Genomic DNA, 13,813 nt, shown 5'->3' with positions numbered 1-13,813 from the left:
AGACGGCATGGTTTATTTTCGTTCGCTAATCTTATCCGACAGACCCACTTCGTGCGGGTTAATCCGCTCCTCATCTTCCTGCCCCAAACCCACCAGCTTGCGCAGGCGCGTCATATAAGCGTTCACATCCAAACCGCGTCCGTAACGCTGCGCTTCCCATAGTGTTTCTGCCAGAGCGTCCATCATCTCGTGTTCCGCGCGCACCCAATCATCGTTGTAACGGGCGCACAGTTGGTTGTGAATCGCCCGTATGCCCGGCGGCTGGTCAATCGCCGCCTGTTCCTGCAAAGACAAATGCAGCGACATATGCAAAAACGGATTGCTCTCGCCGTTTTCCGGCAGCCAGTTTTTATCCAGATAATTTTCAATATCGTCCAAATAATGCGCATATTCGGGATGCGCCTCGATAATGCGCAAGGCTTTCTGCTGCAAACCGTCCAGCTGCAAGGGCAGCAGCCGCTGCTGCCAGACATGGGCAAAAAAACGGCGCACATCGTGGGTGTTTACGTCATACATGTGGTGTGTATCCTGTATTTTATGCTTTACATTTTCAGACGGCCTGTTATACCCAAGGCCGTCTGAAACAATTTATTCTGCTTGTTTGGTATCGTAGGGTTTGTTGACATTCCATCCGCGAAGCAGATTTTCGCCGAAAAGATACCGTGTGATGAAATGCCAACAGACCCTAGCACCAAGGCGACAGTTTAAAGGTTTTCTCTTTTGCCATACAGCCGTTTTTTCAGACGGCCTGCGATGGCGTTGGCAAAAAAGCATAATCCGCGTATAATCGCCTATTCCTATCAGGGGGCGATCTTGGTTTCGACGGGGGTTGCGAAGCAGATGCGGGCATACCGGGGTCTCAGATTCCCGTAAAACACTGAATCTAAATAGTCGCAAACGACGAAACTTACGCACTGGCCGCTTAAGGCCTGCCGTTGCAACAGTTGGTCAATGGGCTGTGTAGCTTAGACTACCGCAACGTCATTTTACATTGACTGGTTCTCTGTCGGGTTACTTGGCAGGGGATAAGATTTAAGGTAACTGGTTTCCCAAGAGCCTGTCTGTCGGCGCAAGGGGAATAAGATTTCAAGTAGGCAAGACTAAGTATGTAGAACGCTTTGTAGAGGACTTTCGGACGGGGGTTCAATTCCCCCCGCCTCCACCAAAATAAACAGAAGCGCAAATCCAAGCCAAATGGATTTGCGCTTTTTTATTAGCAATGGAATGGGGTCAGGTTAAATCAAGTCTCATTGTTTTCACCATTTTCCCGTCCATTGAAATATTCCGCTGCACCGCCTTCAAAAAATCCCTGCAAAATCGCCTGCGCCGCTACCTGATCAAGTACGGCTTTTTGCTTGCGGCCGAATACCTGCGCTTCGGCCAGCAGGCTTTCGGCGTATAAAGATGATAGGCGCTCGTCCACCCAATATACGGGCAGATTAAAGCGTCCGTTCAAGCGGCGGCCGAATTTGCGGCTGAGGCGGGTTAATTCGTGCTCCGTACCGTCGGTATGCGTGGGCAGCCCGACCACAAATTGCGCGGGCTGCCATTCTTTTACCAATTTGGCGATGGCTTCGAATTTGGCTTCGTTACTGTTGCCGGTTACTGTTGCCAAGGGGTGTGCAATGCCAAGTTCGGCATCGCCTTGCGCGACGCCGATACGGGTTTCGCCGAAATCAAAAGCAAGGGTAGTGCCGCGTACTGCTTTAAGCATGTCCGGCTCCTGCGGCCAGTGCGCTGGGGCTGAAACCCAGTTTAGCAAAGGCGGCGGCATAACGGTGTTCGTAAGGAACATCAAACAAAATATGCTCGTCGGCAGGAACGGTCAGCCAGCCGTTGTTGGCCAACTCGCGCTCTAACTGGCCTTTGCGCCAGCTGGAATAGCCGATACTGACCAATGCCTTATCTACGTTTTCGGTAATATTTTCAATCACATCTCGGGATGAGGTCAGGGCAATGTCGTCGGTGACAATCATGCTGTTCTGCCAATCGCCGATAGGCGTGTGCAACACGTATCCCCGGTCAATCTGTACCGGCCCGCCCATCATTACACTGTCATGCTGCATGCGCTGCGGGATATTGCGGCCGGAGGCGGCAAAAATCATGTCCATGGTAATCGGGGAGGGTTTGTTGATGACAATGCCTAAAGCGCCGTCATCGTTGTGTTCGCATATATACACAACGCTGTCGGTAAAAAACGGATCGTCCATATCAGGCATGGCAATCAGGAAATGGTTGGTAAGATTCATAGATCTGCTTATTTTGCTGGAGTGGTTTCAATAATGCATGAGCCGTGGATTTGGCTGTTGGGCAGGCTGGCCGCTTCTTTGCTGTCAGCACTGGTGCCGTTGAAACAAGAGATGGCGCTTAAAGAATTTTTCGGCGAACCCTGAACAATTTTGTCGCTATACACCAAGTAGGCAAATGCCTTACGTTTCGGGTCGTAGTAGCGGATAATCTGCTGGCTCTTAAACGCGACGCTGGCGCTGCGTTTGAACACTTCTCTCGGTTTGGTAACGGCTGCTTCGTTATAGCGGATAATATTGGCCGTCTGAACACAGGACACGGAAGCGTCGCTGGCATCTTCTTCCAAATTTACGGTTTCTTTCAAACCGCCTTTTTTGGCGTAGGAAATATAGCAGGATACGCCCTGCATATCCGGATCATCGAAGCCTTCGACTTCGATACGGTCGTTTTTACCGAGCATATGGAATACGGTGCTGGCGCGGCCGATTTTGTCGGCTTCATTACCGCCGCACGCTGCCAATAACAAAGCCGCCGCTGCGACTGCCCAGATTTTTTGCATGATGGAATCCTGTTGGAAAAAAGAAGATGAGTGCCTTTATATATAAAGCCTGTCTGCCCAAATTGCAAGCATTGCGAATATCGTTTTCAGACGGCCTGACAAACAGGTATAATCACGCCTTGTTGCCTTTTTTCTATTTCAAGACCCTGCCATGCGTTACAAACCCCTCTTACTCGCCCTGATGCTGTGTTTTTCCGTACCGTCTTTCGCAGCCAACGATACGCCGAAAGAAAAGGCGGCTGCGGCTAAAAAAACGGTGAAAACCAAAAAAGCCGCTGCGGAAGCTGCGCCGAAAGAAAGCAGTAAAAAAGCAGCGACAGCCAAAAGCAGTAAAAAAGATTCAGACGGCCAAGACGACACAAAGAAAAGCGCCAAGAGTAGCAAAGAAAGCAAAAGCAGTAATAAAGATAAAACGTCGCTGAAAGATAAAAACACTAAAGCCAAAGCTGCCACCGAAGAACAGAACGACAGCAAAACCGGCAAAAGCAAAAAAAATGCAGCGGCGCCTAAAGCGAACAAAACCGCAGAAACCAAGTCAGAAACGAAAGCCGGGAAAAGCAAAGCCAAAGCTGCTGACAAAGTCGCTGATGACGACAACAAAAAGCAAACGGTAAAAAACAGCCGCGCCAAGAGCAAGACCAAAGATGGCGATGAGGCGAAGGAGAAAAAATCCGTTGCAAAAAAATCTGCCGCTGCTAGTTCGGATTCAGACGAACTGCGTGCCGCCGTCAGCGCCGCTACCAACGATTTGGAAGAGAAAAAGGCGTTAAACAAACGCACCGAAGGCTTTTTGGTGCGCGTCAACGCCAATCTGAAAGAATTGCAGCAAACCCGCCTGAGCTTGGCAAACATCAACCGCCAGCAGCGCGACGCATGGGCGAAGCTGCAAAAATTGGATACCGACTTAAGCCGTCTGAAAGCCGAAGTTTCCAATACCCGTGCGCAAATTTCCCGCTTTGTATCAGGCAATTATAAAAACAGCCAGCCCAACGCCGTGGCGCTGTTTTTGAAAAATGCCGAGCCCGGCCAGAAAACCCGTTTCCTGCGCTATACCCGCTACATCAACGCGGCCAATGAGCAAGTGGTCAAAGACTTAGGCAAGCAGCAAAATCAGCTTGCGGCGCAAGAGCGCAAAATCAATGCCGAACTGGGTTATCTGAAAAAACTGCAAAGCAACGCGCAAGCGGCCTTAAAAAAACAAGGCGTCAACAATTCTGCCGAACAAGCGGAAAGCCGCCGTCAAAACGCGCAAATGGCAAAAGAAGCCAAACAAGCCGGCAAGCGTAAAGACGACGAGCAACGCCTGAACAATCTTTTAAGCGACCTCGACAAACAAAAAGCCGAGCAACGTAAAAAAGAAGCCGAGCAGCGCAAAAAAGCCGCCGAAGCGCGTTTGGCTGCAGCCGAAAAAGCGCGTAAAGCCAAAGCCGCCGAGCAAAAAGCGGCAGAAGAACGCGCCGCCATGTCCAATCTGACCGAAGACGACATGAAACTGCAAGCGCCGACTTCGGCTAATTATGTTGCCATCAGCAGCCCCAACAGTTTCAGCCGCATGCAAGGCCGTCTGAAAAAACCGGTTAACGGCTTGCTCTCCGGTTTGTTCGGTCAACCGCGCAGTGGCGGCGATGTCTGGAAAGGCGTGTTTTACCAAACCGCGCCAACGGCGGTCAGTAGCATTGCCGCCGGTACAGTAGTCTATGCCGGCAGCTTGGAAGGCTACGGCAATGTGGTGGTGGTCGATCATGGCGACGACTATGTCAGCGTGTATTCCGGCCTGAGCGAAATCACTGTTGCCAAAGGCTATAATGTCGGACAGGGTCACAAAATCGGCGTCAGCGGCTCATTGCCCGATGCGGGCGAAGGCCTGTATCTTGAAATCCGCTACCACGGCCAAAATATGAATCCCTTGTCGTGGATCAGCTGATACGCTTGGAATTGGAATGGGAATATCCTAGATACGCAGGGTGGGCAACTTGTTGCCCACCGCATATTCTCCTCCACTTTATTTTGGAAATAGTGGGCAACTAAGTTGCCCACCCTACACACTGATACCACAACCCTAGCAATTTTTTACTTTGAAACGGTTGTTTCCACGCGCCGAATCGCATAAAGTTTCAGACGGCCTTGCCCCCAATAAGGCAAGGCCGTCTGAAAAACGCTTTTAAATAAAGAGAGAAAGCCAGCCACAATGTCAAAATCCACTTTGAAAAAAGTCGCACTCTACACCTTGGGCGCGTTCAGCGGAGTTGCCCTCAGCTTGAGCGTACAAAGTTTCGCCGCCGATAAAGACAGCAGCAAAGAATCCCTGCCGGTGCAGTCCATCCGCACCATGGCGGAAGTGTACGGCCAAATCAAAGCCAACTACTACCAAGACAAATCCGATGCCGAGCTGTTTGAAGGCGCCATGAAAGGCATGGTGGCCGACCTCGATCCGCATTCCGAATACATGGACAAAAAAGGCTATTCCGAGCTGAAAGAATCCACCAGCGGCGAGTTCGGCGGTTTGGGCATGGAAATCGGTCAGGAAGACGGCTTTATCAAAGTGATTTCGCCGATTGAAGATACGCCGGCCGACCGTGCGGGCGTGAAAAGCGGCGACTTCATCGTCAAAATCGACAATGTTGCCACGCGCGGTATGACCGTCAGCGAAGCCGTGAAAAAAATGCGCGGTAAACCGGGTACCAAAATCACCCTGACCCTGTCGCGCAAAAATGCCGACAAACCCATTATCGTCAACCTGACCCGCGCCATCATCAAAGTCAAAAGCGTGCGTTCCCACCTGCTCGAGCCGGGCTACGGCTACATCCGCGTCAGCCAGTTCCAAGAACGTACCGTGGAAAGCGTGAAAGAAGCCGCGCAAGCGCTGGAAAAACAAAACAAAGGCCCGCTCAAAGGCGTGATTTTGGATTTGCGTGACGATCCCGGCGGCCTGCTGACCGGCGCCGTCGGCGTATCCGCCGCCTTCCTGCCGAGCGGCTCGAATGTCGTCAGCACCAAAGGGCGCGACGGCAAAGCCGGTATGGTTTTGAAAGCCACGCCGGAAGATTACATGATGGCGGCCGGTAAAGATCCTCTCGACGGTCTGCCCGCAGAGCTGAAAACCGTCCCGCTGACCGTTTTAGTCAACTCCGGCTCGGCTTCTGCTTCCGAAATTGTGGCCGGTGCGCTGCAAGACCACAAACGCGCCGTGATTGTCGGTACGCAAAGCTTCGGCAAAGGCTCGGTGCAAACCGTGATTCCGCTGTCCAACGGCAGCGCGGTCAAACTGACCACCGCTTTATATTACACGCCGAACGACCGTTCGATTCAGGCGCAGGGCATTGTGCCGGATGTGGAAGTGAAAGACAAAGACCGCCTGTATGAAAGCCGCGAGGCTGACCTGATTGGTCATATCGGCAACCCGCTGGGCGGCGAAGACGTTAACGGGAAAATCGACACCGACAACGCGCCACCCGCAGCGGAAAAGGCCGCCGACAAAGCCAAGTCCGGTAAAAACAGCAAGGATAAAGACGAAGACCTTTCGTCCCGCCGTATTCCGAATCCAGCCAAAGACGACCAACTGCGCAAAGCCTTGGAGCTGGTAAAAAATCCGGCCGAATGGCAGAAATCTTTAGGCTTGGCGGCGAAGAAACCTGCGCCGAAAAAAGAAAGCACCACCGATAAAGAGTAATTACACCCGATAAAATGCCGTCTGAAAATTTCAGACGGCATTTGCTATTTTAATCCTACATAATTCATTGCAAAATTTTTCAGCCGACCTTTTACTATGCGGACAAATCAATGACCAAATTTTTTCTTCTTAATCCTATCATTACCTAACGTACTTTTAAAATCATCTGATTCCAAAACAAAAGTCGGACGATAATGCAATACGCGAACACCGTAAAATTGCTCAAAATACAGATAATCGTCAGCCGTCACACAAGGTACTGCATTCGCAGCCATGAGTTTTTCAGCGCCTCTCTTTGTCACGATATATGCGACTGTTCCCGAAGCGTATTGAGCCCACGGAGTACCAAACTGCAATTTGCTATCGGATAAAGTAATTTCTGCTCGTTTTTTAATCGGGACACAATCAAAATAATCTTTCAGCTCCTGTTGTTTCTTTTTCACATAACCAATCAGCAATACATCAAATTCATATTGTATCAATATACTATCCAACACAGTCTCATCAAGAATTTCTAAGGGAGAGGCAATAAATTCCGCATCATCTTCCAAAATCAAAGCATATTTTTCATTACTGTTATAAATATGCTGATATGCCATTTGATGGCTTAATGCACACCCAACCTCTCCTTTAGAAAGCCATCGCCGCTTCCTCTTTGGTTTATGTGAAGGCAATGCCGATAGTTGCCTCACTTCTGTCTCAAATCTACTGCTTCAAGAAGCAAAGGATTTAACCCGCATTTATCGCACTCTGCCCAGATATGTCGATTGCGCGCCTGCTCTGTTGACAAGGTAATCACATATGTTTTAATCATAAGACTTTTCACGCCTAATAATATTTAAATTCGTATTTAAATGACTAATTATCGTATTTAAAAGTCCTTAATCAAAATAAGTAAGTAGCCGACCATGCAGTTTATGGAGCGAGCTATGACGAATCATTTAAAAACCCAAGACATCAATAAGGCCATCGGCAAAGCGATTGCCCGACAACGGCAGAAAAGTGGCTTTACTCAAGAGCAAATTGCAGAAAAATTAGAAATAGGTAATGAAACCATCTCCCGTATCGAACGCGGAATTATCATGCCCAATGTCATGCGACTGATCGAGTTGGCGGAGATTTTCAATTGTTCCGCTTCCGATTTACTCGGAGAAAGCAGCCCACGAACGCAAGACCAAAGCGGTTATGTCGATTCGCTGATTTCAATCGCTGGATGCGGAAGACAGAATGCTGATGATTCGCATGGTTGAAATGATGGTGGAAAGATTAAAAACAGAATAAGCAAAGGCCGTCTGAAAATATTTTTCAGACGGCCTTTGCCGTATAATAGCCTGCTTACAGAAAAACCCTATCGGAAAACCCAATGGCCAAAGCCCCGAAAACCCTCTACCAATGCACCGAATGCGGCGGCACCGCCCCGAAATGGCAGGGCAAATGTCCGCATTGCGGCGAATGGAACACCTTGCAGGAGAGCCTTGCCGCTCCTGAGCCGAAAAACGCGCGTTTCCAATCGTGGGCGGCGGATACCTCGCAAGTGCAGTCGCTCGCAAAAGTCACCGCTGCCGAAGTGCCGCGCAATCCGACCGGCATGGGCGAACTCGACCGCGTGCTGGGCGGCGGGCTGGTGGACGGTGCGGTGATTTTGCTCGGCGGCGATCCCGGCATCGGTAAATCCACGCTGCTGCTGCAAACCATTGCGAAAATGGCGCAAACGCGCAAGGTATTGTATGTATCGGGCGAGGAGTCGGCGCAACAGGTGGCCTTGCGTGCGCAGCGGTTGGACCTGCCCACGGAAGGCGTGAACCTTCTGGCGGAAATCCGCATGGAGGCGATTCAGACGGCATTGAAGCAGCACGAACCGCAAGTAGTGGTTATCGACTCGATTCAAACCATGTATTCCGATCAAATCACGTCTGCGCCCGGCTCGGTATCGCAGGTGCGCGAATGCGCGGCGCAACTGACGCGCATGGCCAAGCAGATGGGTATTTCCATGATTTTGGTGGGGCATGTGACCAAAGATGGCGCCATCGCCGGCCCGCGCGTGCTGGAGCATATGGTGGATACCGTTTTGTATTTCGAGGGCGATCAGCATTCCAACTACCGCATGATACGCGCGATTAAAAACCGTTTCGGCGCAGCCAACGAGTTAGGCGTATTTGCCATGACCGAAGCCGGCTTGAAAGGTGTGTCCAATCCGTCGGCGATTTTTCTCGCCAGCTACCGCGATGACGTGCCCGGCTCGTGCGTACTCGTTACGCAAGAAGGTTCGCGCCCGCTGTTGGTGGAAATTCAGGCGTTGGTGGATGATGCGCACGGCTTTACGCCCAAACGCCTGACCGTCGGCCTCGAGCAAAACCGCCTTGCCATGCTGCTGGCGGTGTTAAACCGGCATGGCGGCATTGCCTGCTTCGATCAGGATGTGTTTTTAAACGCCGTCGGCGGGGTCAAAATCGGCGAACCGGCGGCGGATTTGGCGGTGATTCTGGCGATGTTGTCCAGCTTCCGCAACCGCCCGCTGCCGGAAAAAATGGTGGCTTTTGGCGAAATCGGTTTGAGCGGCGAAGTGCGCCCCGTGGCGCGTGGGCAGGAGCGCTTGAAAGAAGCGGAAAAACTCGGCTTCAAACGCGCCATCGTGCCCAAAGCTAATTTACCGCGCCATCGCAACGAATTTCCAGGTTTGGAGATTTTCGGGGTCGCCAGTTTGCAAGAGGCGATTGATGTTTGCCGTAATGTAGATAATTGAAATCAGGCCGTCTGAAAATTCAGACGGCCTTTGTTAATTTGACTGCTGCTACGCTTTTGGCGTTTCAGAGCAGGGGTTTTGATTTTGCAAACCGGCCGCACGGCGTTGCTTGGCTTTTTCATAGCGGCAGCGCTGGCGTTCGTTTTTGATTTCCAGCGGCGGCACGGGCACCGGCTTGCCGTTGTCGATGGCGACCATCGTAAAGTAGCAGCTGTTGGTATGGCGCACTTCGCCGGTACGGATGTTTTTGGCTTCGACGCGGATACCGATTTCCATTGAGGTGCGGCCGGTGTAATTGACGCAGGCGTAAAAAGTGACCAATTCCCCAATGTGAACTGGCTCTTTAAACAAGACTTTATCAACGGAAAGGGTTACGCAGTAATGCCCGCTGTAACTGCTGGCGCAGGCATAAGCGACCTGATCGAGACGCCGCAGCAGTTCGCCGCCGTGAACATTGCCGCTGAAATTGGAATTGGTGGGCATCATCAATTCGGACATGACGAGCTCGTGTGAGGGGAGATGGTGGTGTCGTTGTTCCATGATTTTTTCTTTCGATATGTGGCATGATTTTATTGAATCTATTGCTCTTTTTCAATAGATTTATTTAATATAGCCGTCCCGTTAGCTTGATACAGCGTTGCTGCGGCTTGCTGCCTTGTTTCAAATTAACGAAACGACTATATTTGTAGCGGAGTGTAGTCATTCTACCCGATTTAGAAGCGCTTTTCTGCCTTTTGATAGAAAGTGTTACAATACCCGCATTCTAGATATATATGTGATGACAGGAAAAAATCATGTTTACCGGTATCGTACAAGGGATGGGGCGCATTACAGCCGTAGAATCGCCATCATCTGATTTTCGTACCCATATTGTCGAACTGCCTAGCGAGATGGCTGATGACTTGCAAATCGGCGCTTCGGTTGCCAACAACGGCTGCTGCCTGACCATTACCCGGATTGACGGCAACCGCGTCAGCTTCGATCTGATGGCGAAAACGCTGGCAAAAACCAATCTAGGCCGTCTGAAAGCCGGTGATTCAGTTAATTTGGAGCGCGCGGCCAAAATCGGCGATGAAATCGGCGGCCATTTGATGAGCGGGCACATCATGGCGGTGACTGCGATTACCCGGATTGAAGAGAGCGAATTCAACCGCACGGTATGGTTTGCTTTGCCTGCCGAGCTTAAGCCGTATATTCTGACCAAAGGCTTTGTCGGTTTGGACGGTTGCAGCCTGACCATCGGCGAAGTGACCGATACCGAATTTAATGTGCATTTGATTCCGGAAACCTTGCAGCGGACACTGTTCGGCAGCCGCAAGGCCGGTGACGAAGTCAACATCGAAATCGATCCGCAAACGCAAGCGGTTGTAGATACGGTAATGCGCTTGATGGCGGCTCAAAAATAACGGTCAGGCCGTCTGAAAGGATAAGCATGAAATTAGGAAAATTTTTAAAAAAAGCAAATTCGGTCTTAAACCGCTTGGATTTGCTGCTGCCGGGCGAGCAGGGCGCAACCGATTGGAACGCGCTGGCTTACCGTTGGCAAAGCGTTGGTCGGCGGGGGATTTTGGAAAGCCTGCCCAACCCGCATACGTTTCCCATCGATAGACTGGCCGGAGTCGGCTCGCAGGTCGAGCGGCTCAAACGCAATACCGAGCAGTTTCTGGCCGGACGTCCGGCGAATAATGTGTTGATGAGCGGTTCGCGGGGTACCGGCAAATCCTCTTTGGTGAAAGCCTTGTTGCACGAATATGCAGATCAGGGTTTGCGCCTGATTGAGGTGGACAAAACGGATTTGGTCAGCCTGCCTTCGCTGCTGTCATTATTGGAAAACCGTCCGGAGAAATTCATCGTATTTTGCGATGATTTGTCTTTTGAAACGGGCGATGAAACTTATAAAGCCTTGAAAACCACATTAGACGGCGGTTTGTCGCAACGATGCGCCAACGTCTTGGTCTATGCGACCTCCAACCGCCGCCACCTCATGCCGGAATACATGGATGAAAATGCAGGCACAACGGGCATTCGCGGCGAAATCCATCAAAAAGAAGCCGTTGAAGAGAAAATCTCGTTGTCCGACCGTTTCGGCTTGTGGCTGAGTTTCTATCCTTTCGACCAAAACGATTATTTACAGGCTGTGAACAACTGGCTGGATGATTTCGGCGTTGAATTTGACGATACGGCGCGTAAAGCTGCTTTGCAGTGGGCGCAAATGCGCGGCAACCGTTCCGGTCGTTCGGCTTGGCAGTTTGCCTGCGATTGGGCAGGGCATCTGCCGGAGCAGCGGATTTTGGATTAACGGGATAATTCAGACGGCCTTGGCTGCCATAATAAAAAAAGCACTTCCATAAAGAAGTGCTTTTTTTATTATCCGATACCGTTTAGCGCAAGCAGTTGGACAGCCACTGCTGACGCTGGGAACCGTTGAGAATATGATAAAAGCGGTGTTGGATGGCCAATTCCTCAACGGCAAAATCCATGCTGGACAAATAGCGGCTCTCGACATAATCCCGTGCGGCATTCTGATCGAAGCTGTCGTTTGCCAAAATTTTAATGATGCTTTGGCGGCGGGTACGGTCGGTACGCTGGGTCTTGCGCGAAGCCCGGTCGCTGGCCTGCTTGTATTCTGTACGGATACGGCGCAAGGCATTGTGCTGGTCTTGACTCAAATTTAGCTGGCGGATGTCGCAGTTTGGGTAAAAATCATCCAACTGAGGGCGGGGCGCTGCCTGGGTCAGCCCGCACCAAGAGAGCAGCAGCGGCAAGGCGATCAGCAGTTGGATAAAAAACGGCGATTTTAATACGGCAGACACAACGATTCCTAGTCTTCGGCACGGTAGTACAATATAACGGATAAGCATGTGAAAGGCAGTATCAGGCAAGTTAACTTCTGTTAATTACTTTCAAATTGCATATTATTTTGATTGAATGACCGCTTATGTTTCATATGGTTACTATCATGATTTACACCATTTCCTTCATAAATGCTCAGACAGGCAACAGCAGATTATCCATTCATATTCCGCCGAAGTGTGGCAATTTAGGTTAAAATAATCCGCTTGCCACGCAAACCATACCCATACCACACGGAGAGATTTTCAATGACCACTTACCGCATTGCGCCCAGTATCTTATCCGCTGACTGCGCCCGCTTGGGCGAAGAGGTCAGCGCGGTGATTGCCGCCGGCGCCGATTTGATTCATTTTGATGTGATGGACAACCATTATGTACCCAATCTGACCTTCGGGCCGATGGTCTGCGCGGCGGTGAAACCGTATGCGAGCGTGCCGGTGGATGTGCATTTGATGGTGGAGCCGGTGGACGATTTGATTCAGGCTTTTGCCAAAGCGGGAACTGACATCATCACGTTCCATCCCGAAGCCAGCCGCCATGTTGACCGCAGCTTGAGCCTGATTAAAGACGCAGGCTGTCAGGCTGGTTTGGTACTCAATCCGGCCACTTCGGTCAGCGTATTGGAAAACGTGCTCAACCGTTTGGACATGGTGCTTTTGATGTCGGTGAACCCGGGATTCGGCGGGCAGAGCTTTATTGCGCATACGCTGGAAAAAATCCGCCGGGTGCGAGCGCTGTTAGACGAATATGAAGCCAAAAGCGGCCGCCGCATTGCCTTAGAAGTGGACGGCGGCATCAAAACCGACAACATCGCTGCGGTTGCAGCGGCAGGCGCGGATACGTTTGTGGCAGGTTCGGCAATTTTCAACCAGCCGGACTACAAAGCGGTGATTGACGCCATGCGGCAGGAATTGGCAAAAGTGTAGGCAGATATAGCTGAGAAATTGTATTTTACATACAGGTGGCTGAGCGTAGTCGAAGCCCTGCTTGAGGCTTCGACTACGCTCAGCCACCTGATACTTGTATGCATTTCAAAGGTTATTAGCCATGAACCCGTAATTAGACTGTTTTAGTGATTCTTACATACAGCAAGGCCGTCTGAAAATATAAAATTTTCAGACTGCCTTGTTTTTAAATCGTTAAAATCAAACGATTAAGCGCGTTTGCGGAATTCGCCGGTACGGGTGTCGATTTCGATTTTGTCGCCGGTTTCCACATAAGCCATTACTTGGATTTCCGCGCCACCGACCAAACGGGCAGTTTTCATCACTTTGCCGGAAGTATCGCCTTTAACCGCAGGCTCGGTGTATTCCACTTCGCGCACGATGATGGTCGGCAGTTCGACAGAAATCGGGTTGCCTTCGTAGAAAGTCACTTCGCAAACGTCTTCCATACCGTCCACGATGAATTTCAGGGCGTCGCCGATGTTTTCGGCTTCGATTTCGTATTGGTTGAACTCTTCATCCATGAAGACGTACATCGGATCGGCGAAATAGCTGTAAGTACAGTTTTTACGCGCCAAAATCACCACGTCGAATTTGTCGTCGGCTTTTACGATGGTTTCGCTGGCTGCGCCGGTCAGCAGGTTTTTCAGTTTCATGCTGACTTTGGCAGAGCTGCGGCCGCCTTTGATGTATTCGGTTTTTTGTACGACCATCGGGTCGCTGCCAATCATAAATACGTTGCCGGCGCGCAGTTCTTGTGCTGTTTTCATATTCTGGTCCATTTGAATCTGTGAAAA

The 13,813-nt window shown here is 50.7% G+C and carries 15 protein-coding genes and 1 other RNA gene; 8 read left to right on the top strand and 8 right to left on the bottom strand.

Annotated elements, in window-relative coordinates; all coding sequences use genetic code 11:
* Positions 1-12: 12 nt before the first annotated feature.
* On the bottom strand, positions 13-516 hold the full coding sequence (locus tag J2T37_RS02375) for a DUF1841 family protein (protein ID WP_253353596.1): 504 nt from the start codon (positions 514-516) through the stop codon (positions 13-15).
* 287 nt (positions 517-803) lie between these two features.
* Here J2T37_RS02375 and ssrA point away from each other — a divergent pair.
* Positions 804-1,165, top strand: a transfer-messenger RNA (tmRNA) gene (gene ssrA / locus J2T37_RS02370).
* Positions 1,166-1,240: 75 nt separating this feature from the next.
* Here the strand turns inward: ssrA and ruvX are convergent.
* Genes ruvX through J2T37_RS02355 form a run of 3 tightly spaced genes read right to left on the bottom strand, consistent with a single transcriptional unit; the run spans position 1,241 to position 2,806 of the window.
* On the bottom strand, positions 1,241-1,714 hold the full coding sequence (gene ruvX, locus J2T37_RS02365) for a Holliday junction resolvase RuvX (RefSeq protein WP_253353595.1): 474 nt from the start codon (positions 1,712-1,714) through the stop codon (positions 1,241-1,243).
* Complete coding sequence (locus J2T37_RS02360) at positions 1,707-2,249, bottom strand: YqgE/AlgH family protein (RefSeq protein ID WP_253353594.1); 543 nt, start codon at positions 2,247-2,249, stop codon at positions 1,707-1,709. The genes ruvX and J2T37_RS02360 overlap by 8 nt, the downstream gene beginning before the upstream one ends.
* A gap of 8 nt (positions 2,250-2,257) precedes the next feature.
* Positions 2,258-2,806, bottom strand: coding sequence for a CreA family protein (locus J2T37_RS02355; RefSeq protein WP_253353593.1), 549 nt, complete (start codon positions 2,804-2,806; stop codon positions 2,258-2,260).
* A 151-nt stretch (positions 2,807-2,957) separates the two neighbouring features.
* On the opposite strand from J2T37_RS02355, the gene J2T37_RS02350 reads away from it, so the two are divergent.
* Positions 2,958-4,730 (top strand): peptidoglycan DD-metalloendopeptidase family protein, encoded by a 1,773-nt coding sequence (locus J2T37_RS02350; protein ID WP_253353592.1) that lies wholly within the window; start codon positions 2,958-2,960, stop codon positions 4,728-4,730.
* A 264-nt stretch (positions 4,731-4,994) separates the two neighbouring features.
* Positions 4,995-6,476, top strand: a complete 1,482-nt coding sequence (locus J2T37_RS02345; RefSeq protein ID WP_253353591.1) for a S41 family peptidase — start codon at positions 4,995-4,997, stop codon at positions 6,474-6,476.
* A 107-nt stretch (positions 6,477-6,583) separates the two neighbouring features.
* On the opposite strand, the gene J2T37_RS02340 is transcribed toward J2T37_RS02345, so the two are convergent.
* A complete protein-coding gene (locus tag J2T37_RS02340) occupies positions 6,584-7,168 on the bottom strand; it encodes a glycosyltransferase family 25 protein (protein ID WP_253353590.1) in 585 nt (194 codons plus the stop codon).
* A 237-nt stretch (positions 7,169-7,405) separates the two neighbouring features.
* Between J2T37_RS02340 and J2T37_RS02335 the strand changes: the two genes are divergently transcribed.
* Both J2T37_RS02335 and radA read left to right on the top strand, forming a co-directional pair.
* Complete coding sequence (locus tag J2T37_RS02335) at positions 7,406-7,726, top strand: helix-turn-helix domain-containing protein (protein WP_253353589.1); 321 nt, start codon at positions 7,406-7,408, stop codon at positions 7,724-7,726.
* A 113-nt stretch (positions 7,727-7,839) separates the two neighbouring features.
* Positions 7,840-9,219, top strand: a complete 1,380-nt coding sequence (radA, locus tag J2T37_RS02330; RefSeq protein WP_253353588.1) for a DNA repair protein RadA — start codon at positions 7,840-7,842, stop codon at positions 9,217-9,219.
* 48 nt (positions 9,220-9,267) lie between these two features.
* Here radA and J2T37_RS02325 read toward each other — a convergent pair whose 3' ends face one another.
* Positions 9,268-9,759, bottom strand: a complete 492-nt coding sequence (locus tag J2T37_RS02325) for an acyl-CoA thioesterase (RefSeq protein WP_301286335.1) — start codon at positions 9,757-9,759, stop codon at positions 9,268-9,270.
* A 254-nt stretch (positions 9,760-10,013) separates the two neighbouring features.
* Here J2T37_RS02325 and J2T37_RS02320 point away from each other — a divergent pair, with 254 nt between their 5' ends.
* A complete protein-coding gene (locus tag J2T37_RS02320; RefSeq protein WP_253353587.1) occupies positions 10,014-10,625 on the top strand; it encodes a riboflavin synthase subunit alpha in 612 nt (203 codons plus the stop codon).
* 26 nt (positions 10,626-10,651) lie between these two features.
* A complete protein-coding gene (locus tag J2T37_RS02315; protein ID WP_253353586.1) occupies positions 10,652-11,518 on the top strand; it encodes an ATP-binding protein in 867 nt (288 codons plus the stop codon).
* An 82-nt stretch (positions 11,519-11,600) separates the two neighbouring features.
* On the opposite strand, the gene J2T37_RS02310 is transcribed toward J2T37_RS02315, so the two are convergent.
* Positions 11,601-12,032, bottom strand: a complete 432-nt coding sequence (locus tag J2T37_RS02310; protein ID WP_253353585.1) for a Spy/CpxP family protein refolding chaperone — start codon at positions 12,030-12,032, stop codon at positions 11,601-11,603.
* Positions 12,033-12,320: 288 nt separating this feature from the next.
* Between J2T37_RS02310 and rpe the strand changes: the two genes are divergently transcribed.
* The gene (gene rpe / locus J2T37_RS02305) at positions 12,321-12,998 is read left to right on the top strand and encodes a ribulose-phosphate 3-epimerase (protein WP_253353584.1); all 678 of its coding nucleotides are present in this window, start codon (positions 12,321-12,323) and stop codon (positions 12,996-12,998) included.
* A 227-nt stretch (positions 12,999-13,225) separates the two neighbouring features.
* Here rpe and efp read toward each other — a convergent pair whose 3' ends face one another.
* The gene (efp, locus tag J2T37_RS02300) at positions 13,226-13,786 is read right to left on the bottom strand and encodes an elongation factor P (protein ID WP_253353583.1); all 561 of its coding nucleotides are present in this window, start codon (positions 13,784-13,786) and stop codon (positions 13,226-13,228) included.
* Positions 13,787-13,813 lie beyond the last annotated feature (27 nt).

It is taken from the genome of Neisseria perflava, from assembly GCF_024170405.1.
Lineage (GTDB): Bacteria > Pseudomonadota > Gammaproteobacteria > Burkholderiales > Neisseriaceae > Neisseria > Neisseria perflava_B.
Note: the sequence above shows the minus strand (reverse complement) of the source record. Positions and strands in the feature narration are given on the sequence as shown.